This window comes from Parvibacter caecicola (assembly GCF_003725335.1).
GTDB lineage: Bacteria > Actinomycetota > Coriobacteriia > Coriobacteriales > Eggerthellaceae > Parvibacter > Parvibacter caecicola.
On the sequence record NZ_QIBY01000008.1, the window covers coordinates 68,622 to 92,006 of the forward strand.

At 60.3% G+C, this 23,385-nt stretch carries 20 protein-coding genes; 8 read left to right on the forward strand and 12 right to left on the reverse strand.

Features of this window, described 5'->3' with window-relative positions:
- Positions 1 to 4: 4 nt before the first annotated feature.
- The 5 genes from DMP11_RS06290 to DMP11_RS06310 all read right to left on the reverse strand — a co-directional run bounded on the left by DMP11_RS06290 (position 5) and on the right by DMP11_RS06310 (position 5,687).
- Positions 5 to 589, reverse strand: a complete 585-nt coding sequence (locus DMP11_RS06290) for a phosphoribosyltransferase family protein (RefSeq protein WP_161555317.1) — start codon at positions 587 to 589, stop codon at positions 5 to 7.
- 96 nt (positions 590 to 685) lie between these two features.
- Positions 686 to 1,648 (reverse strand): carbamate kinase, encoded by a 963-nt coding sequence (arcC, locus tag DMP11_RS06295; RefSeq protein WP_123185661.1) that lies wholly within the window; start codon positions 1,646 to 1,648, stop codon positions 686 to 688.
- A 15-nt stretch (positions 1,649 to 1,663) separates the two neighbouring features.
- Positions 1,664 to 2,749, reverse strand: a complete 1,086-nt coding sequence (locus DMP11_RS06300; RefSeq protein WP_123185662.1) for an ornithine carbamoyltransferase — start codon at positions 2,747 to 2,749, stop codon at positions 1,664 to 1,666.
- 99 nt (positions 2,750 to 2,848) lie between these two features.
- Positions 2,849 to 4,084 (reverse strand): arginine deiminase, encoded by a 1,236-nt coding sequence (locus DMP11_RS06305; RefSeq protein ID WP_123185663.1) that lies wholly within the window; start codon positions 4,082 to 4,084, stop codon positions 2,849 to 2,851.
- A 169-nt stretch (positions 4,085 to 4,253) separates the two neighbouring features.
- Complete coding sequence (locus DMP11_RS06310) at positions 4,254 to 5,687, reverse strand: amino acid permease (RefSeq protein ID WP_123185664.1); 1,434 nt, start codon at positions 5,685 to 5,687, stop codon at positions 4,254 to 4,256.
- Positions 5,688 to 5,830: 143 nt separating this feature from the next.
- Between DMP11_RS06310 and DMP11_RS06315 the strand changes: the two genes are divergently transcribed.
- On the forward strand, positions 5,831 to 7,081 hold the full coding sequence (locus DMP11_RS06315; RefSeq protein ID WP_148041103.1) for an ArsR/SmtB family transcription factor: 1,251 nt from the start codon (positions 5,831 to 5,833) through the stop codon (positions 7,079 to 7,081).
- Positions 7,082 to 8,058: 977 nt separating this feature from the next.
- Positions 8,059 to 8,610, forward strand: coding sequence for a metallophosphoesterase family protein (locus DMP11_RS06320; protein WP_214647071.1), 552 nt, complete (start codon positions 8,059 to 8,061; stop codon positions 8,608 to 8,610).
- Positions 8,611 to 8,731: 121 nt separating this feature from the next.
- Here the strand turns inward: DMP11_RS06320 and DMP11_RS06325 are convergent, their stop codons facing one another.
- Complete coding sequence (locus DMP11_RS06325) at positions 8,732 to 10,171, reverse strand: aminopeptidase (protein ID WP_123185666.1); 1,440 nt, start codon at positions 10,169 to 10,171, stop codon at positions 8,732 to 8,734.
- A 300-nt stretch (positions 10,172 to 10,471) separates the two neighbouring features.
- Here DMP11_RS06325 and ngr point away from each other — a divergent pair, with 300 nt between their 5' ends.
- Positions 10,472 to 11,095, forward strand: coding sequence for a nigerythrin (gene ngr, locus DMP11_RS06330; RefSeq protein ID WP_214647070.1), 624 nt, complete (start codon positions 10,472 to 10,474; stop codon positions 11,093 to 11,095).
- A 323-nt stretch (positions 11,096 to 11,418) separates the two neighbouring features.
- Entirely contained in the window at positions 11,419 to 12,105 is a 687-nt protein-coding gene (locus DMP11_RS06335; protein WP_123185667.1) for an NUDIX hydrolase, read from the forward strand.
- A gap of 150 nt (positions 12,106 to 12,255) precedes the next feature.
- Here DMP11_RS06335 and DMP11_RS06340 read toward each other — a convergent pair whose 3' ends face one another.
- Positions 12,256 to 12,921 carry a helix-turn-helix domain-containing protein gene (locus DMP11_RS06340; protein ID WP_123185668.1) on the reverse strand — a complete coding sequence of 222 codons (666 nt, stop codon included), beginning with the start codon at positions 12,919 to 12,921 and terminating at the stop codon, positions 12,256 to 12,258.
- A 10-nt stretch (positions 12,922 to 12,931) separates the two neighbouring features.
- Positions 12,932 to 14,185, reverse strand: coding sequence for an arginine deiminase family protein (locus tag DMP11_RS06345; protein WP_161555318.1), 1,254 nt, complete (start codon positions 14,183 to 14,185; stop codon positions 12,932 to 12,934).
- A 253-nt stretch (positions 14,186 to 14,438) separates the two neighbouring features.
- Between DMP11_RS06345 and DMP11_RS06350 the strand changes: the two genes are divergently transcribed.
- The 4 genes from DMP11_RS06350 (at position 14,439) to arcC (DMP11_RS06365) (ending at position 19,309) form a co-directional block, all read left to right on the forward strand.
- The gene (locus DMP11_RS06350) at positions 14,439 to 15,869 is read left to right on the forward strand and encodes a YfcC family protein (RefSeq protein ID WP_123185670.1); all 1,431 of its coding nucleotides are present in this window, start codon (positions 14,439 to 14,441) and stop codon (positions 15,867 to 15,869) included.
- 55 nt (positions 15,870 to 15,924) lie between these two features.
- Positions 15,925 to 17,172 carry an arginine deiminase gene (locus DMP11_RS06355; protein ID WP_211329078.1) on the forward strand — a complete coding sequence of 416 codons (1,248 nt, stop codon included), beginning with the start codon at positions 15,925 to 15,927 and terminating at the stop codon, positions 17,170 to 17,172.
- An 82-nt stretch (positions 17,173 to 17,254) separates the two neighbouring features.
- A complete protein-coding gene (gene argF / locus DMP11_RS06360; RefSeq protein WP_123185672.1) occupies positions 17,255 to 18,262 on the forward strand; it encodes an ornithine carbamoyltransferase in 1,008 nt (335 codons plus the stop codon).
- Between the two features lie 87 nt (positions 18,263 to 18,349).
- Positions 18,350 to 19,309, forward strand: a complete 960-nt coding sequence (gene arcC / locus DMP11_RS06365) for a carbamate kinase (protein WP_123185673.1) — start codon at positions 18,350 to 18,352, stop codon at positions 19,307 to 19,309.
- A 43-nt stretch (positions 19,310 to 19,352) separates the two neighbouring features.
- Here arcC (DMP11_RS06365) and DMP11_RS06370 read toward each other — a convergent pair whose 3' ends face one another.
- From DMP11_RS06370 to DMP11_RS06385, 4 genes are all read right to left on the reverse strand, one after another.
- Positions 19,353 to 19,652 carry a YerC/YecD family TrpR-related protein gene (locus DMP11_RS06370; protein ID WP_123185674.1) on the reverse strand — a complete coding sequence of 100 codons (300 nt, stop codon included), beginning with the start codon at positions 19,650 to 19,652 and terminating at the stop codon, positions 19,353 to 19,355.
- A 177-nt stretch (positions 19,653 to 19,829) separates the two neighbouring features.
- Positions 19,830 to 21,425 carry a citramalate synthase gene (gene cimA, locus DMP11_RS06375; protein ID WP_123185675.1) on the reverse strand — a complete coding sequence of 532 codons (1,596 nt, stop codon included), beginning with the start codon at positions 21,423 to 21,425 and terminating at the stop codon, positions 19,830 to 19,832.
- A 206-nt stretch (positions 21,426 to 21,631) separates the two neighbouring features.
- The gene (locus tag DMP11_RS06380; RefSeq protein WP_123185676.1) at positions 21,632 to 22,477 is read right to left on the reverse strand and encodes a hypothetical protein; all 846 of its coding nucleotides are present in this window, start codon (positions 22,475 to 22,477) and stop codon (positions 21,632 to 21,634) included.
- On the reverse strand, positions 22,471 to 23,385 hold a 915-nt coding region (locus tag DMP11_RS06385), incomplete at its 5' end, for an ABC transporter ATP-binding protein (RefSeq protein ID WP_235869409.1). The genes DMP11_RS06385 and DMP11_RS06380, both read right to left, overlap by 7 nt.

Genomic DNA, 23,385 nt, shown 5'->3' on the forward strand with positions numbered 1-23,385 from the left:
CGCACTATTTCCCGCGGCGCACCAGCACTTCGCTGAACCCGTCTATTTCCTCAAGAAACACCAGGAGCCTCTCATCGGCGGAAACGTCCAGGCGAACGCCCACAACGTCGGGGCATGCAGCGGGCGCCGGGAACTGGCGATCCACCAATACCGCCAGCTGCAAACTGGCCGGCGCACCAATGCCGCACAGCACATCCAATGCCTTGCGAGCGGTGGCGCCGGTAAAGGCAACATCATCCACAACCACCACCGTTGCACCGTCAATGCAGAAGGGCACGTCAACCGACCGAACCTCAAGATCGCTCGCACAGCGGTCGTCGTCAGCTCTCGCATCATTGGCGCCCAAAGCGCCTTGCGCCCCCTTGAAGGCAATCTCCAAGCGACCAACCGGCGGTTGCACCCCGCAAAGAAGGGCCACGTCCCGGGCAAGCCTTTTGGCAACGGCAGACCCTCTCGCATTGAGCCCCACCAAAACCAAGCTTCCCGCAAACTCCTCGCCCGGCACCAGTTGCTGGACCATGGCAGCAATCATGCGCCTTATATCCCCTCCGCTGAGGCAGGTATCCTTAATTTCAGTCTTGATTTGCATACGCGCTCCCTGTAACCACCGCATGCCGGAGACGGAAACCCATCTCCGGCATTGCGGAACTGCCATGCGACGCTGCTTTATCCGAATACAGCGGTCCTACGCGTGAATCCTGGTGCCCGACAGACCAGCCATCGTCTCGGGCGCCTTGTCAAGCGCGCCGATGATGCAGGTGCGACCGGGACGGCTGCGGACGAATTTGATGGCGGCACGCACCTTCGGCTCCATGGACCCCTTGCCAAATTCTCCGGCATTCGCCAGCGCCTCCGCCTCGTCGGCGGAAATATCCACCAGCTCCTTCTGCTCTGGGGTGCCAAAGCCGGTGCACACGTATTCCACCGCCGTCAGCAAGAACAGGTAATCCGCCTTGCAGTCCTCCGCCAAAAGCTCGCCGCCCATATCCTTGTCAATGACCGCCGCCACGCCTTTGTAAGCGCCTTTGTCCTGGTAATCGCGCACTACCGGGATACCGCCGCCACCGCAAGCGATGACGATGAATTCGTTGTCCAACAAATTCAGAATGGAAGGGGCCTCCACGATCTTCTTGGGCTGGGGACTTGCCACTACCCGTCGCCATCCGCGACCGGAGTCCTCCACGAAAACCTGATCGGGGTGCTCGGCCATTTCCGCTTTCGCCTGCTCCTCGGTGAGGAACACGCCAATGGGCTTGGTGGGATTGGCGAAGGCCGGGTCGTCCGGATCCACCTCCATTTGAGTGACGATGGAGGCCACATGCCAGCGCTTGTAGGACTTGTGCATGGCCACCCCCAGCGCCTGCTGCAGGTGATAACCGATGTAGCCCTGACTCATGGCGCCGCATTCCGGCAGAGGCATAGCCGGCACCTTCGGGTCGTCCTCGGCCGCCAGCGTGAAGGCCTTTTGAATCATGCCCACCTGCGGGCCATTGCCGTGGGTGATAATGATCTCGTTGCCCTGCTCGATCATTTTCAGCAAGGTGGGAGCCGCTTCGCGTACGCGGGCAATCTGCTCTTCGGGGGTATCCCCCAGCGCGTTGCCCCCCAGGGCCACCACTACGCGGGTATCGTTGTTTATCCGGGTCATTTCGCGCTTCGCTTCCTACTCGTCGTAGTGGGTACCGGCCACTTTGTCCAACGTGGGGGTGAGGGCCATTTCCACCTGCGCGGTGTAGTAGTCCACCATCGCCTGCTTCTGCTGACGGGCGCGGGGGTACATGAAGGTGACCAGCAGGCCCTTCTGGGTATGGAAGCGGTTGGCGGCCTGCTCGATAAGCAGGGAGTGCGGGCCATCCCACACCGACTCGGCAATCTCGTAGCCGCGGTTGCCCGGCAGCGGGTGCATCACCTTCACCCATTCGGGGGCGGCGGCAATCAGCTGATCGTTCACCGCGTATTTCGGGTAGAACTCTTCCAGCTTCTTGTCCTTCAGATGGTCGGAGCCGTGATACCACCAGGCGTCGGTGATGATGAAGTCCACGTCCTCGATGTACTCATAGGGGTTGTCGGTTTGGATGAACTTGCCGCCAGATTTCTCGCAGTTCGCCTTCACCAGGGCAACGTCCTCGGGCAGCATTTCGGCTGGCTTGGGGGCGCAGGAGATGAAGGTGTAGCCCATAATGGAGGCAATGAGCGCATTGGAGCGGCACACGCCGCCAATGTGCAGATTCTCCTCGCTGTGGTCAACGGAGTTGTCGCCCACCCACATCACCACGGCGTCTTCCAGCTTCTTGCCTGCCGGCAGGTTCTCCATGATGGTGAACACATCGCAGAGCGCCTGGGTGGGATGCATGCAGGCGGAGCTCATGCCGTTGTACACCGGCACCGTGGCCCACTTCGCCAACTCCAAAATGCCATCGTGGGATTCGTTGCGAATCATAATGGCATCCACCATGCCGGAAAGCACCAGCGCAGTATCTTTCAGGGTCTCGCGGCCCTCACCCACGTGCAGGGTCTTGGTTTCCAGGTACAGGGCATCGCCGCCCAGCTTGTCCATGGCAGACTCGAAAGAGACGCGAGTACGAGTAGAGGGCTGGTCGAACATCAGCGCGATGGTGTTGCCCTTCAAAAGCGGCAGCTGGATGCCCTTCTGATCCGCCTCCTTCAGCATGCGGATCATTTCCAGCATCTCCAGGAACTCCTCCTTGGTGAAGTCCTGCACGTCAACGAAGTCTTTTTTGGTAATCATGGTCTTCCTTTCCCAAAATCTTTGGCTTCCGCCGTTTGAACAAGTGAAACGGGCGGGCAAGGGCCGGGCCTGCTTGCCCGCCGCATGAAGGGAGGGGTGCTAAATCGCTTGGCGCACCAGCGGCATGGACATGCAGCGTGGGCCGCCGCGCGCCCGGCACAGTTCCCCGGAGGGCACGGTGAGCACTTTCACGTCGTGCTTGTCCAGCGCATCGTTCGTGCGATGGTTTCGGTCGTAGGTGACCACAACGCCTGGCGCTATGGCCAAAGTATTGGAGCCATCGGACCACTGCTCATAGTCGGCCCAGAACGGATCGCCGCCCGCGCAGGGGATGAGGTCAACCGCCGGCAGGTGCAGCAGCCGCTTCAGGGCGCTTCCCAGCTTCTCCTGAACGAATTGGGCCTTCAGCTCGCCGTTCGCCCCCAGCGTCAACTCGTAAAGCTTCAGGCCTTCCATGATGCCGGGATAGTAGGTGAACTTGTCCACGTCTACCTGGGTAAACACCGTGTCCAGGTGCATATAGGCGCGGCCCTTCGGAATTTCGAACACCACGACTTTCTTGAAGCTGTCGCCACTGGAAAGAGCGGCCTTGGCAAACTCTTCGATGGCTTGCGGCAGCGTACGGCAGCTGTGACCGATGGCAATAACCTCGGGCGAGAGGATGCAGATATCGCCGCCCTCGATGGTCTCGCCATGGGGATTGTTGGCGTGCAACAGCTTCACGTCTTCGGAAGCAAAATCCTTCATGTTTTCGAAAACGTGCTTCCACACCACTGTTTCCAGGTTGCGGGCATTCTGCACGAACCGGTTCAGCGTAAAGTTGGAGCCCACCGAACAGCCAGGGTCGCGGCACATAACGAAGTTGCATGAGGTGTGCATGGCATAAGGGTCGTCCGGATTGTCGTCCGGCAACGCATCGGAAAGGCTCCAGGGCTTCTCCACCGCCGCCAAGTCCTTCTTCTCGATGCCGGCCATCACCGTTCGGGCGAAATCATGGGCCGACATCGGCATGAGGTAATTGGAAATCTGCTCGCGCTTGGCGTCGTCATAGATGAAATCCTCGGTCATGTACTCGTCCAGGAACTTCTGACGATCCTCTTCATCGCCCAACGAGCGCTCGAACAAGTCCTCCAGATACACAACCTCTGCCCCGTTGTCGCGCAGGTGCTGGGTGAACACGTCGTGGTCCTTGCCCGCTTGCTCGGCCCACACAACGTCGTCTACCAGCTGAAATTCTCGCGAATCGGGACGAACCGCGTCGAAGTACAGCTCCGGGCGCGAGACAAGGATTTTCTTGACCTTGCCCACTTCCGAATACACATCGATGGTACTCACGCTCAAACCTCCTTCTCTTTCTTGCTTGTTTTTACTTTCTTCTTTTGCGCCCACCATATGCCGGGCACCACACGGGGCCGCCACCTGCGGTATTGCCCCGAAAAGAAGCTCCTTAGCCCAGGGGGCTGCAGCCCCGTTGCACCTGGGCCCTCCTAACGAGCCGCCGCCGTTACACCATCCCCATGGCAAACATGGCCAAGCTGACTGCGGCGAACAGGGCCAGCACCACGATGGCAACGATTTCCTTGGTGTTGAACACCTTCTCCACACCGGCTTCCTTGCGGGCCTGATAGAGGAAGATGACGCCAATGAGGAAGGGGATGGACAGCAGCATGATGTAGACAAGGCCGGAGACGAACATGGCATAAAGCATGTACACCGTGCCAATGGCGCCGATGATGATGTTGCGCACGCTACCCGGCTCTTCCGGATGCTTAACAGAGCGCACAGTGTTGTAGGCGGTGATCATGACCCAGGTAACCAAAATGGCCGAGCTGGAAAGCGAGAAACCGAAATTGTAGGCATCCTCGGTAAAGTGCATAGTAATCAGGAGCAGCTGCGCCAGAAACGTAGTGATGAACAGCGAGAACATCGCCGTGCCGTTCTGGTTGGTCTTGCCCCAACGGGCCGGCAGCAAATGGTCGTCGGCCAGGATTTGAGTGGACTCGGTGGGCATGATGGTGTAGGCCAGCCACGCGCCGGCAATGGAGATGATGATGCACGCTTCAACAAGTTGAGCGGCAATGGGGCCCACATACAGCTCAAGGATTTTGCCGATAGAGGGCTCGCCCAAAGCCACAAATTCCTCAGCGCTCATGAGGCCGTAAGGGATCATGGCGCAAATGAACAGTAGCGCCGTGCCAATGAACAGGCCGATGATGCTGGCTTTTGAAGCCACCGCCTTGCTCTTGGCGCGCTTGGACATAAGCGCAGCTGACTCAACGCCCATAAACAGCCAGATGATGGACAACATCGAATCCGTGGCCTGGCCGAACACCGAGCCAAGATCAAAGCCTTGGCCCAAATCGGCGTTTCCGGCGAAATTAGACCAGAAGTCAGTGGCGAAAATGTCGAAATTGAAGAAGAACACGGTCACGCCGATAAATACCACCAGTGGAACGATCTTCACCACGGTGACGGCGGCGTTCAAGATCATGGCGTTCTCGACACCCTTGCTGATAAGCAAGAACATGAGCCACATGAAAACCGAAGCGATTGCAATGGAGCCCCAGCTGGTGCCTGTGTCTCCCAGCACGGGGAAGAAGGTGCCCAGCGCAATCATCATCATGGTGGCAAAAGCGATGTTCCCCACCCAGCCGGAAATCCAGTAGCCCCAGGCGCTCATGAACTCACCCAAAGGACCGAAGAGTTTTTGGGCGTAGCAAAACATGCCGTCACCCTCCGGCTCCTTATCCAAAAGGTTTTGCAACGAAAGCACAAACAGAAGCATGCCAACAAAGCACACAGCCCAGGCAACGATGGCGCCGCCTGGCGATGCAACCGTGCCCAGCTGATAGGCAATGTCATATACCCCCGAGCCTATCATTCCTGCGAGAATCGCCGCCACCATCGGCAGCAGTCCGAGCTTCTTCTCAGAGCTCATGGTCCCTCCCCTTTCTGCTGTTTCCAACATTCGGAAATATCCTAATTAGGATAGTTACGAACTATTAGCAAATCAGGAATAGGTGTCAAGCAGTGATTCGGACTTTTTTGAATTTCCGAAATCGTGACCGTTTGAGAAGAAACTTGGTATTTAACTGGTCTTTTAGTCTCTCTTACGCCATTTTGCGTCTTTGCACCATCGTTGTCCCGAAAAAAAATATCGCTCTCTTTTCGGAAGATTCGTCTTTTTACGAATGTCCTGCTAAAATTGGCGAAAATCTCATTTACCCGCAAATCGCAGGCAAGAAGGAATCCATGCTCATAAACAGCCCGGCCGCTTCAGGAGAGAAGCAGCGCGTTCGAATAAAGTACAGCCCCATTGTGGAGATCGCCTCCAGCCTCCATTGCTTGGAACGCCCGGAAAGCTGCCCGCAGTTCGAGGAAACGTTCCAAAAAGTGCTTCGGGATATGCCCCCCGAGATGCGCAGCGATTTCGACTACTTAAGCGAAGTCACTGTAAGTTGGACCCTTGCCATCGACCTGTTCTGCTACCTGGAGCAGCACGAAATCGAAAGCGCGAAGGGGCTTCTGGCCGCATTCCCCAAACTGAGCGACATCGAATTCATCTATGGAATGCTCTCGGGGCTTGCGCCCAAGCGCACCATTGGCCGGCTGGTCAAACAGCCGCAGGCCGTTTCTACCTGGTCGGACAACGCAATAGAGAACTTCATAGGCATGGGCCTTGCCCGCCGCATTGTCGCGGAATCTTCCCAGATTCACGAGCGCATGGCGCGGTTCCTGAAGTGGTACTGGGATAACGTTTTCGAAGAAATCTGGCGCAGCATCGGCGCAGCTGAAATTGGCTGCATGGGCGTTGAGAAAAAAGTGTTGGCAGCCATGAGCGAGAGCGCATATCTGGAAACCTTCCATCCAGGGCTCAAAGTTGTGCGCGGCAGCCTTACGGTTGTGGATGTGCCTGAGTGTTCTTGGCAGCTGGGCGACGTGGAGTCCATCGATGTCTTTCTCAGCGCCTTCAGCGGGTCGAGCCTTATCGTCAACCAATTCGATGGCGTTCTGACCCTGTTCAAGAGGATTGCCGTGGTTGATCTGGAGTCCGACGATATAGGCTTGGAGGAACTGGCGGAGTTCCTGAAATCCATTTCCAGCTCCACGAAATTCCAAATACTCAAGGAGCTGTATAACTCGCCGAAAACCACAAAGGAGCTCGCGGAGGCGCTGGACATGGCCCCCAGCTCTATCTCGGAGCATCTGAAAACCCTGCGTGCGGCAGAGCTGCTGTATCCCCAACGGGTAAAAAACTCCGTGTACAATCGATTCCTCTACGAGAACTACCAGGCCTTCGCATCGCGTCTGCTCACCTATTTCGATCAATAGACGCGGCGCAAATCCCCAGATAGACGCGATGTTAACAACCGTTGCTTTCCTTTTCGGGGCGCTGTGGTAGCGTAGGGCGCAGCCCGCGTTTTGCCCTCGCTCGCCCAAGGAGGCCGCCATGTTCAAAGACAACCTGAAGCGCTTCCGCAAATCCCGAAAAGCGCGGGAGCTGACAGGGGACGGGGATAGCATCATGCAAGGGCGTGTCAGAGGGACGTTCACTTTTGACACACGGGAAGCACTGCCGGACATGATGGCCGCAGCGTGTGTCAAAAGTGAACGTCCCTCTGACACGCAAACCGGGCCCAAACGCACTCTCGCCCGATGGTCCGTTTTCGCGGATGGCACCGGGCGAGCGCTAAGGAGAAAGGCCAACAGACGCGCAGGTCACTTCAGGCTGGCAATGGCCCCAAAACAGCCTTTGCCTGCGGCTGGGCCAAACACGTCGCTTAGCCCTTTGCCTGGTTGGCGAATTTGGCGGGTCAAGGATTCCACAATAGCCGTGCGAAGTGGCACTGGGGGGCAGAGTCCCCTCTCAAACTCGGACCCAGTGCCTACTCCAGCAATGCCACCGCGCAAGCGCGTTGCGAAACGATGCCGGTTTTCCCGGCTTGGAAGACGCCGCCCCCGGGCGGCGTTCCGCGAACGGCCAAGCCATTTTGACCCCTTGACCGAACGCTGCAGTTGCGACTTACCCCCGCCCAGGACCAGCCCGCTTTCTGCTTTCGGCCCTGCGGCCCTTGCTTCGTGTGCGGCCCGGCGCGTTTCCTGTTCGAAGGCGCTCCGTTTACTGCGTGTTGCTTTTATACCGAGTTGGCTCCACCGCCGCAATAGCCTTGACCCCACTCCATAAGCCGCGCACCAATCCTCCACCGGTCCTTCATTACTATCCGCTGGCGGAATAAAAGGCAAGCGTATCAGGGGGACGTTCACTTTTGACAGATGGGAAGGCATGGCAGGGGGACGGGGGTAACGTCATGCCCCGCACCTCTGCTATCATGGCTCCCATGAAAACCATTGGCTTCATATCCGACACCCACGGCACGCTGGATCCGGCCGCCTACGCGGCGCTGGCCGACAGCGACGTGATCATCCACGCCGGCGACATCGGCCGCCCCTCGGTGCTCACCGAGCTGCGCTGCCTGGCCCCCACCATCGCGGTGCTGGGCAACAACGACTTCCCCGAATACGGCAGCGACGTGGACCACTTCGCCATACCGGAAATCGAAGGGGTGCGCTTCCTGGTGGGCCACGAGCCCATCTACGTCACGCCACGCGCCTTCCCTCAGCGGTTGAAGCCGGGGGACCCCATCCCCGATGTGATCGTGCACGGCCACGTGCATTACCCACGGCTTGAGTGGGGCTCGTCGGTGCGGCCGGCGAAACTGCTGCTGTGCCCCGGCGCCGTGCTGCGCCCCCGTAACGGCAGCGTGCGCACCATCGCGAAAATGCAGGTGGAGGACGGCCGCATCCTGCGCGCCTGGGTGGAAGACCTCCGCGGCAACCAGTTGATGACCTTTCCTGCATAGCAGGGCGCGTCGGAGGCGTCCCCGAGTTCCATTTGCAGCTTTAGGCAGAGACAGAATCTCTGCCCTACGAATTCGACCCGAACGCTGACACGCCTTCCACGGACCTCCGGAAATGCGGCGACTACATATGGCGCAGGAAGGCTTCGTAGCCGCGGTAGGCTTCGTACACGTCAATCTTGCTAGTGACTTCCCAGGGCGCATGCATCGACAGCACCGCCACGCCGCTGTCGATCACGTCCATACCGTACTCGGCAGGGATGTAGGCGATGGTGCCACCGCCGCCGGCGTCCACCTTCCCCAGCTCGGCCGTTTGGAAGAACACGCCGGCATCGTCCATCACCCGGCGCACCCGCGCCACGTACTCGGCGCTGGCGTCGTTGGAGCCGCTCTTGCCGCGGGCACCGGTGTATTTGTTGAACACCAGGCCGCGCCCCAGGTAGGCGGAATTCTTCGCCTCGAACACGCTGGCATAGGCGGGGTCGAATCCGGCGGACACGTCGCTGGACAACATGCGCGACGCCTCCAGCCCGCGCCGCAGCAACAGCATGCCGCTCTCGCCCGCCAGCTCCATGATCTCGGCCATGGTGTTCTCGAAGAAGCGGGAGGTCATGCCGGTGGCCCCCACCGAGCCGATTTCCTCTTTGTCCACCAGCACGCACACCGCCGTGGTATCGGGCACCACCGGAGAGGCGGCCAACGCCAGCTGCGCCTTTAGCGACGTGAATGCGCATACGCGGTCGTCCTGGCCGTAACCGATGATCATCGAGCGGTCCAGCCCCAGCTCGCGGGCGGGGCCGGCCGGCACCACTTCCAGCTCGGCCGACAGGAAGTCCTCCTCGCCGATGCCGTACTTCTCTTCCAGCAGCTGCAGGAAACGGGTCTTCACCGGGTCTTTCGGGGCCTCCGGCTTGTCCGCCTCGACACCTTCGCCTTCGCCCTCGGCCGCCTCCGCCTGTGCCGGAAAGCTGCCCACCAGCAAGTCGAGATCTTCCCCTTCCACCACCTTGTCGCCGGTTTTCGCCAGCTGCGCGCGGCCCAGGTGAGGCAGCAGGTCGGTCACGCAGAACACCGGATCGGTCTCGTCTTCGCCAATCACCACATCCACCACCGTGCCGTCGGTCTTGGCCACCACACCGTGCAGCGCCAGCGGCAGCGCCACCCACTGGTAGTTTTTGATGCCGCCGTAGTAATGGGTGTCCAGCAGCGCCAACCCCTGGGCCTCGTAGAGAGGGTTCTGCTTTATGTCCAGCCGCGGCGAGTCGATGTGGGCGCCCAAGATGTTCAGCCCCTGGGCCATGGGAGCGCGGCCCACGTGCACCAAGATGAGCGCCTTGCCCTTCGCCTGGGCCCACACCTTGTCGCCCGGCTGCAGCGGCAGTTCTTCGGCAATCGCCCGAGAAAGCGGTTTGTATCCGGCCGCCTCCGCCAGCGCAATGGCTACCTGCGTGCATTCCCGCTCGGTTTTGTTCTCCGAAATGAACCGGCGGTACTCTTCCGCCAGCTGCTCCATGGCCGCCAAATCCTCTTGGCTGCGCTCGTTCCAGGCCACTTTCCGCTCCATACTGCAACTCCTTTGTATTTCCCGAAGAGATAAGCAAACGTTCGCGAAACGCTTGCCGCGCCTTCGGCAACCAACCGTTGAACCTCACCATAATAGCGCTTGAAAAGTCCCCTAGGCCGGATGATTGGGGCCAGCCGCAAAAGCGTCAACCGCGCCGCCGTCCTGTGCCACTGCGGCACCGGGCAGTTGTCGCAACTTTTTGAATTAGCGCGCGCCCTTGTTCCCATCCCCCGCGAGACTTCTATAATGGTTACCCCAATGCGGCAATCAGCCGCGCATGCGAAGTAAGGAGAAACGCAAATGTCCATTCAGGGAATGAAGGTTCGCGCCGTTGTGCCCACCGCTGACAACAGCACCAATTTCAATATCGCCCACGAGAGCGAGACCGTCGTTGGCACCACTCTCGATAACCTGAAGGCCGCCGTGACCGGCGAAACCGGCGCTTCCGCCAAGTACAAGGCGTTCGCCAAGATCGCCCGCGAGGCCGGCTACGACCAGATCGCCCGCCAGTTCGAGGCCACTTCCGAGGCCGAGCAGATTCACATCGCCATGGAAACCAAGCTGATCCAGAAGGTGGAGCCCGACTTCGTGCGCCCCGAGGCCCCCGAGATGAGCGGCGTGGAAACCGACCTCAACCTCATCGCCGGCGCCCTGGGCGAAATGTACGAGACCTCCGACATGTACCCCGCCTTCATCGCCAAGGCCATTGAAGAGGGCGAGACCGAAGCCGTGCAAGCGTTCACCCGCGCCAAGCTGGCCGAGGCGGTGCACGCCGAGCTGTACCTGGACGCCTACAACAACATCGACGCCCCCGACGACCAGGCTTACTACCTGTGCCCCGTGTGCGGCTACATCCACAAGGGCGACGATTTCGAGAAGTGCCCCATCTGCTTCGCCCAGAAGAGCGCCTTCAAGAAGTTCTAAGCTTCTCGCGCATAACGCACTCGCAAGCCCCCTGCGCCCTCACGGCCCAGGGGGCTTTTTTACGAAACGTCAACCGAACGCTCATAGCGGGGTGACTGCGGGGGCCTGTTCTCTATTGTTTCTCCCAGAGCCCCTATATTACGTGCCAGAGAAACATCTTCCTTTCCCTTTTCTCTCTCCTGGATGTTGTATTCCCGGCAACATCCACCCAACCCGAAGGCGGCTCCCCAGGCCGCCTTTCCTTTTATGGGCACAGGTCAGGAAGGCGGGAATGGGACGAAGGCAGGAGGCTGGCAACAACGCATACGGGAGGAGGACCCGCTATGACCCAAGAAAACGAAACTCGAAAGCACCCCAAATTGGTGGCCATCCAGCAAGTGAGCGAAGGCTGGATCAACAAGTACGTGCTCACGTACGAGAAGGACAACGGCGAGACCTTCACCTATGAAAGCGTGTCCCGCAAGAACCTAGAAGACTACACCGAGCAGCTGGAGCGCAACGCCGCCGGGCTGCCGCCGAAGCCGGATGCGGTGTGCATCTACCCCATTTTGCCCAACGACAGCATTCTGCTCATCCGCGAGTTCCGCTATCCGCTGAACGCCTGGTGCGTGGCGCTGCCGGCCGGCCTCATCGACGAGGGCGAGTCGCTGGAAGAAACCATCAACCGCGAGCTGATGGAGGAAACCGGGTGTCGCCTGCGCACCGACCTGGAAGGCCCCGCCTACCAGCTGCTGCCCCAAAGCGGCTTCTCCTCCACCGGCATGGGAGAAGAGAATGTGCAGGTGGCCATCGCTTACGTGGAGAAGGCGGGAGAGCCGCAACTGGGCGAGAACGAGCTGATTGAAACCTTCGAGCTTTCCCGCGATGAGATTGGGAGGTTCCTGGACACCAACACCTCCCCCATCGGCACCCGCTGCCAGCTGCTGCTGGAAGCCTCGCGCCGGCTGCAGGTGCTGCGCAAGCGGCTGGCCCTGGCTCAAAACCCCCTCACCAAAAACGACTTCGCGTAAGGCGTGGGGCCGACGGGAGCTGTCAGGGAACGGGGATAATGCCATATTCGTGTCAGGGGGACGTTCACTTTTGAAACACGAAGAAGCACTGCCGGACATGACAGCCAATATCGTGCGTCAAAAGCGAACGTCCCCCTGACACGCCCTAACCTAATCGGGGGTCACATCGTGGCCCGCCTGAAACCACACCACCGTTCCCAGGATGCGCACTCGGCGCTTATCCAGCACAAGGTCGGGCTGTGGCGCTTTTAATCCCAGCGTTGAAAGCACCACGGTATTGTTTCCAGCTTGGAAGCGGCGAATCACGGTAATCGAGTCGTCCACGATGGCCACCACCGTACAGCCATTGTAGGGGCGCATCCGCTGATCCGCCAACAACAGACAGCCCTGCGGGTACACCTTTGCCAGATCCACCGAATCCAGCCTAACGAAAAATGAGGCCGGGTGACGTTGTGCCACATCCGCCGGCGCCATAGCTTGGGCCAGATAGCGCAACATGGTGCCCGAAGCCGACCTGTCCACCTTGTAGGCGGGAAAAACGCCTTCGCCCTGGGCCGCCTTCCCCTCCGCTCTGGAAGCGCCATCGGCCACCGGAAGCTTCACGTCCTGCCTTGTAGGGACCACCTCTCCCAACAGGTGCTCCACTGGTACCCCGAACACCGTTCGTATCTTCTCGATATTGTTGCGGCGAATGAAGCTCCGGCCGCTCTCCCATCGGGAAACCGTTTCCTTGGTCACATCCATCCTTTGGGCAAACTCCGCTTGGGAAAGTCCGAGGTTTTTGCGCAGGTGGCGGATGTTCTCACCTATATCCATGGTGCGCGCCCTACAGCTTTTCCCGCCAAAGCGGCAAGCACAGACTGCTCGGACCGCCAAATCCAGCCGTAAGCTCTTGAATGGAAACCGGGTGCAGCGTCATGCCCACCTTATCCAGGGCGTCATTGGTCCAAACGTTCTCCTTGCATACGCAGAGGTTGCCGGGGGATAAGCACAGCGTGCCCAACGATCCATTTTCGTATTCGCGCTGCATCTGCCCAATGGAGGCGTTGCCAAACTCCACCACGCGCACCCCCACCTCTTTCACCATAAGCCCCAGAATGGTGCTGATGTTAGAGGTGAGCAGCTCTACCCGCACATCGCCCTGGGCATAACCGCGACGGACCCGGTAAACCGAGGCGTTCTCCTGCAGCAACGGATCCACCAGAAACTTGTCGTAGTCGATGCGCGAGAGGTATGCGTCAAGGTGCACGCGGTTGCCCTCTTGCGGAACAGTGAACACGAATACGTCATCCACCTGAGAGCCGCGTCCTCCCCACAGAAGCCGCTGGCACAGCACGTCTATTGCCGTCGCTTCTGTACGCGACGACATGCCCAGCGCCACCGTGCGGGCGTCGATGTTCACCACATCGCCCCCCTCTAGGTAAAACGACCCGCCATGGTCGTACCACTGGGGCACCCCCGAAAATAACGGGTGGTAGCGCTTTATGATCTCATACAGCACCACCTCTCTGCCCCGGAATGGCCAGTACATGCGATTTAAGGTAACACCCTCCCCCACCACATTCATGGGATCACGCACGAAAAACGCCGTGTTCAGCGGCCCCAATAGGAAGCCTTCCGAGTCAAAGTTGTTCCCCGTGAGAAACGCCAGGGGAAAGGCGCTGCGCTCGTCTAAAGTCGTCTCTTCATAGCGTATGCCGCTGAAAAGCCGCCGCACTAAATCGCCGTTAGACGAGGCTGCCACCAGCACGACACGAGCCGCCTCCTGCAAGTCGTTGCCCCGTATGCTTGCATCCCGCAAGAAACTTGAAATGAGGTCTTCCCGGGCCAACGGCGAAGCGTCTAGCGCCTCCACCAAGAGATCCGTCAGCTCAAACACCTCCACCGCCTGGCTCCGAAGCACCTGGTTAAATTCGGAAAACTCCTTCTCGGCCTCTTCCAAATTGAAGGAAGACATGCCGGGGCGCAGGGGGAACACCTGCAGAAAGTCGCCGTGGGGGTAGCGCTGCGTTTCAACCCCCGGGCGGTGCACGATAACCTGCCTGATTTTCCCTATTTCGCTGTTCACATCTACGGTCACAGAAAACTCCTTCTTCACTTTGCTTGGAAAGCAGCATACGTAACGGAAGCCAACGAGAAAAGTCGCTTTTTCGCGCAATAGACATTAAATATCGTCATGGTTTGCGATGAGACATTAAAAGTCACCGAATAATCCGCTGGCTAGCGGGCCCTCTCCCCCTGAAAACGCCTTCAGCTCCCCGCCTTGAAAGCTTGGAATCATTTTCCTCAGGAAAAGCCCCGCCGGGGCGAAGACCAAGAGAGAGGAGTGGGAAATGGCAGAAGCAGCCAAGAAAAAGATCCAGATCCCCCATACCTACACGATCATCTTCCTGTTGATGATCGTGGTGGCAATCTTGACCTGGATCGTACCGTCTGGCGCCTTCGAGACCGCTGAGGTGAACGGCCGCGAAGTAACGGTTGCCGGCACGTACCAGGAAGTGGACAAGGTTTCGGTGGATCCTGAAACCGGGAAGGAAATCGACCTGCGCCAGGGTTTCGACGCCCTGCTTGAAGCGCCGGTCAACGGCATTGTGGCGGCCGCAGAGGTAGTGGCGTTCGTGTTCGTGGTGGGCGGCGCCTTCCAAATCATCACCGCTACCGGCGCCATCGATGCCGGCATGCGCCGCGTAGTGAGGCGCTTCAAGAAGAAGGACATTATCGTGATTCCCATCGCGATGCTGCTGTTCGCCTTGGGCGGCTCAACGTTCGGCATGGCAGAAGAGACACTGCCCTTCTTCGCCATATTCTTGCCCATCATGATATCGATGGGCTTCGACTCCATAACGGCATTCATGATTGTATTCATTGGCGCGAAAGCCGGCTACATCGCCTCGACGGTGAACCCCTTCAGCGTGCTGGTGTCGCAGGGCATCTTGGGCATCACGGGCAATCCCCAACTGTGGCTGCGTCTCATCATGTTCGTGGTGATTGTGGGCATGTCCATTGCGTGGGTGATGCTGTACGCCCGCAAAGTGCGGAAAAATCCGGAGAAATCGCTTACCTACAAAGACGACCTGGCCAAGCGCGCTGAACTTGAGAAGGTGGCCGACGACACCCCCTTCACCGCTCGCCAGAAATGGATCCTGCTGGTATTTTTGGCTGGCATGGTGCTTCTGGTGTGGGGCCTGGTCACCCAGGGTTGGTACATGGCCGAAGTGTCCGCCATCTTCATGGGCATGGGCCTCATCTCCGGCATCATTGCCGGCTTCTCCCAGGGCAAAATCGCACAAGAATTTGTTGTGGGCCTGAAGGACTTTGCGTTCTCTGCCATCGTCATCGGCCTTGCCCGCGGCGTGCTGGTCATCGCCACCAACGGCATGATTATCGACACCATCCTAAACGCGCTGGCCAACGGACTGGCGGGCGTGGCGCCGGCAGTGTATTCCTCCATCCTGTACATAGTGGAGAACTTGCTCACCATCCTGGTGCCCAGCTCTTCGGGCCTGGCGGCCCTCACGATGCCCATCTTCGGCCCCCTCACCGAGCTGATGGGGCTGAACCCCGAGGGCGCCGTTACCGCCGTGTGCCTAGCGGAACCCATGATGACCATCATCGCCCCCACCAGCGCCATCTTGGTGGCCGGCCTGGCCGTGTGCAAAGTGAGCCTGGGGCAGTGGTGGAAAACCTGCTGGAAGTGGTGGCTGCTCATGAGTGCGGTGTGCATGGTGTTCTGCGCCATATCCGCCACCATTCCCCTTCCCTAACTAACTGGAATTTGAAAAACTTGCCAAGCAAACGAGAGAACCTAAGGAGATGAACATGGCAAAGAAACCGATCGACGTTACCAGCGAAATCGGTCAACTGCAGCGCGTTGTGCTGCACAAACCGGGCCAGGAACTCGTGGGCATGAAGGCCGACGAGTTCGAGAAGTGCTGGATTCACGATGCGTTTTATCTGGATTATGCTCAGATGGAGCATGACGCCTTCGCCAAAATACTGCGCGATGAGGGCGCCGAGGTACTGTACATGGAAGACCTGCTGGCGGAAACCCTTGACCAGCATCCGGAAGCCAAAAAAGCGTTTTTGGATGAGTACACGAGCCAGCTGGTCATGACCGATCCGGAGCTTTTGCCGCTGGTGCGGGCCAAGCTGGAAAGCATCGAGGACAACGCTGCTTTTGTGCAGAAAGCCCTCTTGGGCATGCGCCTTCACGAACTGGAACTGGCCAATGGGCCAAAGACCCTCGCGCGGCTGGACGGCGACGGCCTGGCACCGGACGATCTGGTGGTATACCCCATGCCCTCGTCTTACTTCAGCCGCGACCCCATCGCCTCCATTTCCAACGGCGTTTCGCTGCACCGGATGTACTACAACCAGCGCAGCCGCGAGGTGCCCTTCTACAAAACCTTCCTCACCTATCACGACGACTTCGCCGGCACCCCCTTCTGGTACGACAGCCAGGACAAAGCCCACATCGAGGGCGGCGACGTGCTGAACATTAACAAAACCACGTTGGCCATCGGGCTTTCCCAGCGCACCGAGGCGGCGGCCATCGACAAGCTGGCGAAAAACCTGTTCTGGGGCCCGGTTCCCTCCACCATCGAAACGGTGTACGCCATCAAGATTCCCTGGGGCTACGAAACCATGCACCTGGACACTGTGTGCACCCAAATCGACTACGACAAGTTCACCGTGTACCCAGGCATGTACGACGAGCTGAAGGCCTACCGCCTGCGCAAGGGCGACAACCCTGGCGAGGTGATTGTGGACGAGCTGGTTTCCGATCTGAAGCACATCTTAGAAATGGCCACTGGCCTAGATGAAGTGACGCTTTTGGAATGCGGCGGAGGCGACCCTGTGGAGGCCTCCCGCGAGCAGTGGAACGACGGCTCCAACACGCTTGCCATCGCCCCCGGCAAAGTTTGCGTGTACGAACGCAACGTGGTTACCAACCGCCTTCTGGAGCAGGCGGGCATCCAGCTTTGCGTCATGCCTTCCGAGGAGCTGTCCCGCGGCCGTGGCGGCCCACGCTGCATGTCCATGCCCTTCGCCCGCGCTGCAATCTAGCCCCCCGCTTCGGGCCGCCGGCGCACCAGCCGGCGGCCCCTTCCTCCCCGCAATCATCACCTTCAACGAAAGGACGGCCACTATGGGACTCAATCTTTCTGGCAAGCATTTCCTCACACTGCTCGACTTCAGCACCGAGGAGATTAATTATCTGCTCGACCTTGCCCGCGACTTCAAGAACCTGAAGCGCTGCGGCGTGCCCCACCGTTGGCTAGAGGGCAAGAACATCGTGCTGCTGTTCGAGAAGACCTCCACCCGCACCCGCTGCGCCTTCGAAGTGGGCGGCATGGACCTGGGCATGGGGGTTACCTACCTGGATCCCGGCTCGTCCCAAATGGGCAAGAAAGAGTCCATCGAGGACACTGCCCGGGTGCTGGGCCGCATGTACGACGGCATCGAATACCGCGGCTTTGAGCAGTCTGTGGTGGAAGACCTGGCCAACAACGCCGGCGTGCCGGTATGGAACGGCCTTACTGCCCAATTCCACCCCACGCAAGCGCTCGCCGACGTTCTCACCATGCAGGAGGAGTTTGGGCAAGACCTGCGCGGCCGCAAACTGGTGTTCTTCGGCCAGGTGGGCAACACCGCCTCGTCCCTTCTGGTCATCTGCGCCAAGCTGGGCATTAACTTCACCCAGGTGGGCCCGCAGGCCGATGTGCCCGGAAACCGCACCTACCCCACCGAACTTTGGGAAAAATGCCAGGAAATCGCCGCTAAAACCGGAGCGATTCTCTCCGTTACCGACAACATTGCCGAAGGCGTTGCCGGTGCTGACGCCGTGTACACCGACGTGTGGGTGGGCATGGGCCAGCCGGCCGAACTGTGGAAGGACCGCATTGCGCTTTTGGCCCCCTACCGCGTAACCGAAGAGGTTATGGCCATGGCCAAGCCAGGCGCCATCTTCCTCCACTGCCTCCCCTCGTTCCACGACACCAACACCACCATCGGGGCTGAAATCGCCGAGCAGTTCGGCGTTACCGAGATGGAAGTTGAAGATGCCGTGTTCGAGTCGGACGCTTCTCGCGTATTCCAAGAAGCGGAAAACCGCATGCACACCATTAAAGCGGTCATGTACGCCACCCTCAAGTAGGCCTACAGCGGCTTTACCATCGGCCCGGGAAGCATGCGTTTTCCCGGGCTTTCAATTTCCCTCGCCCATCAATCAAAAGGAGGCCCCATGCCTTACCAGAAATCCGACGGCCCCACCATTGTGGTGGCATTGGGCGGAAACGCCCTTGGAAACACCCCCGAAGAGCAAGCTGAATTGGTGAAAGAAACCGCCCGGAACATCATTGACCTGGCAGAAACCGGAGCGAATGTGGTGGTCACCCACGGCAACGGACCTCAGGTGGGCATGATCAACGACGCCTTTGCCCTTGCCAGCTCCCAGCTCGGCAGCAAAGTGCCGGCCATGCCCTTCCCGGAATGCGGCGCCATGAGCCAAGGCTACATCGGCTATCAGCTTTCGCAAGCACTGCTGAACGAATTGAAGGCGCGCGACATCATGCGCTCAACCGCGAACATCGTCACCCAAACGGTAGTGGACGCCGCCGATCCCGCCTTCGAAAAACCCACAAAGCCGGTGGGGCCTTTCATGACCGAAGAAGAAGCCCGTGCCCAAGCAGAGGAAAAGGGGTGGACCGTGAAGGAGGACTCCGGTCGCGGCTGGCGTCGCGTAGTGCCCTCCCCGCTGCCCCGCCGCATCGTTGAATTTGACGCCGTGCGCGATTTATCCGATGCCGGGTATGTAGTGGTGTGCGCCGGCGGTGGCGGCGTTCCTGTTGTGGAGGAAAATGGCGCCTACCGCGGCGTAGCGGCCGTGATAGACAAGGACCGTTCCGCAGCCATGCTAGCCGCCGAGTTCCAGGCAGACATGCTAATCATTCTTACCGCCGTCGAAAAGGTTTGCATCAACTTCGGCACTCCCCAACAGGAAGCCCTCAGCGTCATGACCCCCGAGCAGGCGAAAGCTTACATAGTAGAGGGGCAGTTTGCCCCCGGCAGCATGCTGCCCAAAATCGAAGCCTGCTTGAGCTTTGTCGAGCGCTGCCCCACCGGCAAAGCTCTGGTCACTTCCCTTGAATGTGCCGCTGCCGGCTTGCGCGGAGAAACGGGCACCGTAATCACTGCGCGCTAGCAACGCCGAGGAGGTGCCGACAGCGTGGGGGGCGTGTCAGGGGCTACTCTTCCCCCAGCACCTCCAGGGCTTTGGCGTAGCCGCCGGCGCCGTAGCTGAGGCACTTTGACACGCGGGCAATAGTGGTGGCGGAGGCGCCGGTAGCCTGTTCGATGGCGGTGTAGGGCTTGCCGGTCGACAGCAGCCGCGCCACCGCAAGGCGCTGCGAGGTTTCGCGAATCTCGCGAATGGTGAACAAGTCTTCCAGCAGGGCGAATATCGCGTCCTCGTCTTGCAGGGTGGCCAGAACCTTCAGCAGGTCGTCCACTTCCGCCGTGCGAATATCCGGCTGTTTTTCCGCCATTGCCGCCGCTCCCTTCTTGCGCCGCCAGATCAAAATCCGTTGCGAATACTTTAGCACACGATAGTAGCAGCTGACAGAGGGGGGCGTGTCAGGGGGACGTTCACTTTTGACACACGAAGAAACACTACCGGGCACAACAGCCAGCAGCGTGTGTCAAAAGTGAACGTCCCCCTGACACTAACTGCGGCTGCGGGCGCGGTACAGGCCGTACTCGATGGAATCCACCAGCGCGTTCCACGAAGCCTCGATCACGTTCTCGGAAACCCCTACGCTGCCCCAGCTGCCGTGGCCGTCGCTGGTGGTGATGGTCACGCGGGTGATGGCGTCGGTGCCCTGGCTCTCGTCCAGCAGGCGCACTTTGTAGTCGGTCAGTTCCATCTGGGCCACCTGCGGATAGCTCTCGGCAATGGCCAACCGCAGCGCATTGTCCAGCGCCCCCACCGGGCCGGCCCCTTCGCCCGTGGCCACAAAGCGCTTGTCCCCCACATGGATTTTGATGGTGGCCTCCGACATGGCGTCCTTCGCCAGCGCCCCGGTGTCTTCCCGATCGTCCACGATCACGCGAAAGCTCTCCAGCGTGAACGACGGCCGATAGGCCCCCAGTTTGCGCATGAGCAGCAACCCCAGCGAGCCGTCCGCCACCTCGTAAGAGAAGCCGCGGGCTTCGCGATCTTTGATTTCGTCCAGAATGGCCTGCTCGTCAATCCACGGGGCCGAAAGGTCGAAGCCCAGGCTGGCCGCCTTCTGCAGAAGCGACGCCTTGCCAGCCAGCTCGCTCACCAGCATGCGGCTGCTGTTGCCCACCAGCGCGGGCTTGGTGTGCTCGTAGGCCTCGGGGAACCTGGCGATGGCGCTGGCGTGCAGGCCGCCTTTGTGGGCGAAAGCGCTGGTGCCGCTGTAGGGGTAATGGGCCGGCACCGACACGTTGCACAACTCGGCGATGTAGTGGGAAACGCTGGTCAGCTGCTCAAGGCTGTGGGCCCCCACCGTGTCTAGCCCCATCTTCAGCTCCAAGTTGGCGATGACGGTGAGCAGATCGGTGTTGCCCACCCGCTCGCCGTAGCCGTTCACGGTGCCCTGCACCTCCGTGGCACCGGCCCGCACCGCTGCCAGCGTGTTGGCCACCGCACAGCCGCTGTCGTTGTGGCAGTGAATGCCGAAGTTCCCTTCCGGGAAGCGCTCCACGGTGGCGGCCACCACCTCTTCAACCTCGAAGGGCAAACAGCCGCCGTTGGTTTCGCACAAATCCACCGAATCGGCCCCTGCCCGCAGCGCCGCCTCCACGCACTGCAGCGCGTAGCTGCGGTTGGTCTTGAAGCCGTCGAAGTAATGCTCGGCATCGAAAACCACACGCCGGCCTGCCGCCTTCAGAAACGCCACCGACTCGGCGATCATGCGCAGATTCTCATCCAGCGTGGTGCGCAGGGCCCGTTCCACCTGAGCATCCCAGGTTTTGCCCACAATGGTAACCACCGGCGCCCCGCAAGCCAAAAGGTCCGTCAGCCCCTGGTCTTCCTCCGCGGCCACTCCCTTGCGGCAGGTGGAGCCGAAGGCAGCAATTTGGGCATGGCGCAGCCCCATTTGCTGCACTTGCTGGAAGAAGGCCACATCCTTGGGGTTAGAAGCGGGAAAGCCGCCTTCGATGTAATCGATGCCGAACTCGTCCAGCCGCTGCACGATGCGCAGCTTGTCTTCCAGCGACAACGTGATGCCTTCGCACTGCTCGCCATCACGCAGCGTGGAGTCGTAGGTGAGAATGTGTTTCGCGGTCATGGCAGGCCCCTTGCGTCATGGGATACAAGCACGGCGGGCCCGGCAAACTGCAGGCGCCATCGGCCCCTCGCGCGTGGGCGTATTGTACGCTTTCGCCCTCCGGCGGAAGAAAGCAGTTTTGCAAATGGCATTTCCTCGCGCTGCGGGCGCGGGGCCGTTCGACGCATCCTTGGCAAACGGGCGCCGAAGCGGCAGTCAGCCGGCGCTTAGCTGAGATCCACCTTGCGCCTCACCACGAAAACGGCGAGAGCCACGCAGCCCACCGCCGCCAAGACGAAGCTGACCATACGCACCACCGACACCGCGCCAGTGGCAAGGTTGGCCATCCCCCATCCATAGCCGTAGCCGCCCGTAGTAAGCGCGATCACGTCCGCGATGGAAAACACCAGCGAAACCAGCCAACCGATGCCCAGGAAGATGCCCACCGCGGCGGCCACCTTGTGGCGCTTGGCCCACCATGCCCCCAGTGCCAGCGCCAGCCAGGCCAGCCCCAGCTGATACCCGATGCTGATGACGGTGTTCACCGTTCCGGCAACGGCGGCCACCGGCTCAGCGTCGTTGAAAAAGCCGAAGCTGCCGCCCAGCATCGCCAGAATTACCATGGTGGCAGAAGGCCCATACTCTCCCATGATGGTTGTCAGCATCGCCGAGTACACTGCGATGGCAAGGGCCACTCCCACCAACATCAGAATGAAGGCCACCAGGTACTTCGCCAGCACCAGGGCGGCGGTGGAGACGGGCAGCGTAAGGGTGAGGTATCCCTGGTCGGTGAACATGGTGCGGTAGAAGCGACTCACCACCACGATGAACAGGGCAATCACCCCGGCCCACACCACAAAGCCGGAAAACAAGGTGAACAGCACCAGCGCGATGGCAACATCTCCCGCCACGTCGGAGGCGCCAACCTTAAGGCCGCCGTAGTAATCCGAAACGACCTCAATCGCGTTGCAGCTCAGGGTACCGGCCACACCAGCCACCGCCATTATCAGCAACACGATCAGCACCGGTCTCCACAGTCCGCGAAATTCATAGGCAATCAGCTTTCCTAGCATCGGAACTCCTCCCGGAAAAACGCGTCCAGCGTGGTGCCTTTTTCTTGGGTTACATAGGTCACTGGCGCGTGCAACAGCATTTGGCCGTAGCGCAGCAGGATGAAATCGTCCAGCACCTCTTCCACATCGCGCACCAGATGCGTGGACAGGATGATGGTGGCGCCGGGGCGATACCCTTGGATGATGGTTTGCAGAATGTAATCGCGCGCCGCCGGGTCAACGCCACCGATGGGCTCGTCCAGCAGGTACAAGGCGGCATGGCGGGCCATCACCAGCACCAGCTGCACCTTTTCCACCGTGCCTTTGGAAAGCGACGAGCAAGCAGCCGCCTCGTTCACCCCCAGGTGCGCCAACATGTCGTGGGCCATAGGCAAGTCGAAGTCGGCGTAAAAGTCGGCGAAATAGGCCAGCATGTCCCGCACTCGCATGGAGCGGGAGAAATAGGGGCGCTCGGGCAGGAAGGACACCTGCGCCTTGGTTTGGGGGCCCACCGCCATGCCGTTCACAAGGATGTTTCCGCTGGTGGGATGCGATACGCCGGCAATCATCTTCAGCAGCGTGGTTTTGCCGGAGCCGTTGGGGCCCAAAAGCCCCACGATGCGGCCGGCCGGCACAGTGATGTTGAAGTGGTCGAGCGCCACGGTGGCGCCGTACACCTTGGTGAGGTCGCGGCACTGCAGAAGCGGCGCGGCGGGCGCAGGGGCCGGACCTGCGGGCTGGGGCGCCGCAGTGGGCGCCGGGGCCGCAACGGCCGAGACGGGAGCAGTGGGGGCAACCGGCGCGTCAGGCACATTGGGCGCAGGCTGAGGCGCGGCGGACACGGCGGCCGCAGCAGGGGCCGGCTGGGGCACGGCAGCCGCAGTCGGCGCGGCGGCCGGGGCGGGCTGGGGCGCCGCGCCGACTGCGGC

Excerpts from the sequence above, each read along its gene's own strand:
- arcC (WP_123185661.1), bottom strand. The coding sequence starts at position 1,648 with ATGACCCGGATAAACAACGATACCCGCGTAGTGGTGGCCCTGGGGGGC.
- DMP11_RS06350 (WP_123185670.1), top strand. The coding sequence starts at position 14,439 with ATGGCAGAAGCAGCCAAGAAAAAGATCCAGATCCCCCATACCTACACG.
- DMP11_RS06310 (WP_123185664.1), bottom strand. The coding sequence starts at position 5,687 with ATGAGCTCTGAGAAGAAGCTCGGACTGCTGCCGATGGTGGCGGCGATT.
- ngr (WP_214647070.1), top strand. The coding sequence starts at position 10,472 with ATGTCCATTCAGGGAATGAAGGTTCGCGCCGTTGTGCCCACCGCTGAC.
- DMP11_RS06380 (WP_123185676.1), bottom strand. The coding sequence starts at position 22,477 with ATGCTAGGAAAGCTGATTGCCTATGAATTTCGCGGACTGTGGAGACCG.
- cimA (WP_123185675.1), bottom strand. The coding sequence starts at position 21,425 with ATGACCGCGAAACACATTCTCACCTACGACTCCACGCTGCGTGATGGC.
- DMP11_RS06300 (WP_123185662.1), bottom strand. The coding sequence starts at position 2,749 with ATGATTACCAAAAAAGACTTCGTTGACGTGCAGGACTTCACCAAGGAG.
- DMP11_RS06290 (WP_161555317.1), bottom strand. The coding sequence starts at position 589 with ATGCAAATCAAGACTGAAATTAAGGATACCTGCCTCAGCGGAGGGGAT.
- DMP11_RS06340 (WP_123185668.1), bottom strand. The coding sequence starts at position 12,921 with ATGGATATAGGTGAGAACATCCGCCACCTGCGCAAAAACCTCGGACTT.
- argF (WP_123185672.1), top strand. The coding sequence starts at position 17,255 with ATGGGACTCAATCTTTCTGGCAAGCATTTCCTCACACTGCTCGACTTC.
- DMP11_RS06325 (WP_123185666.1), bottom strand. The coding sequence starts at position 10,171 with ATGGAGCGGAAAGTGGCCTGGAACGAGCGCAGCCAAGAGGATTTGGCG.
- arcC (WP_123185673.1), top strand. The coding sequence starts at position 18,350 with ATGCCTTACCAGAAATCCGACGGCCCCACCATTGTGGTGGCATTGGGC.
- DMP11_RS06335 (WP_123185667.1), top strand. The coding sequence starts at position 11,419 with ATGACCCAAGAAAACGAAACTCGAAAGCACCCCAAATTGGTGGCCATC.
- DMP11_RS06355 (WP_211329078.1), top strand. The coding sequence starts at position 15,925 with ATGGCAAAGAAACCGATCGACGTTACCAGCGAAATCGGTCAACTGCAG.
- DMP11_RS06320 (WP_214647071.1), top strand. The coding sequence starts at position 8,059 with ATGCCCCGCACCTCTGCTATCATGGCTCCCATGAAAACCATTGGCTTC.
- DMP11_RS06370 (WP_123185674.1), bottom strand. The coding sequence starts at position 19,652 with ATGGCGGAAAAACAGCCGGATATTCGCACGGCGGAAGTGGACGACCTG.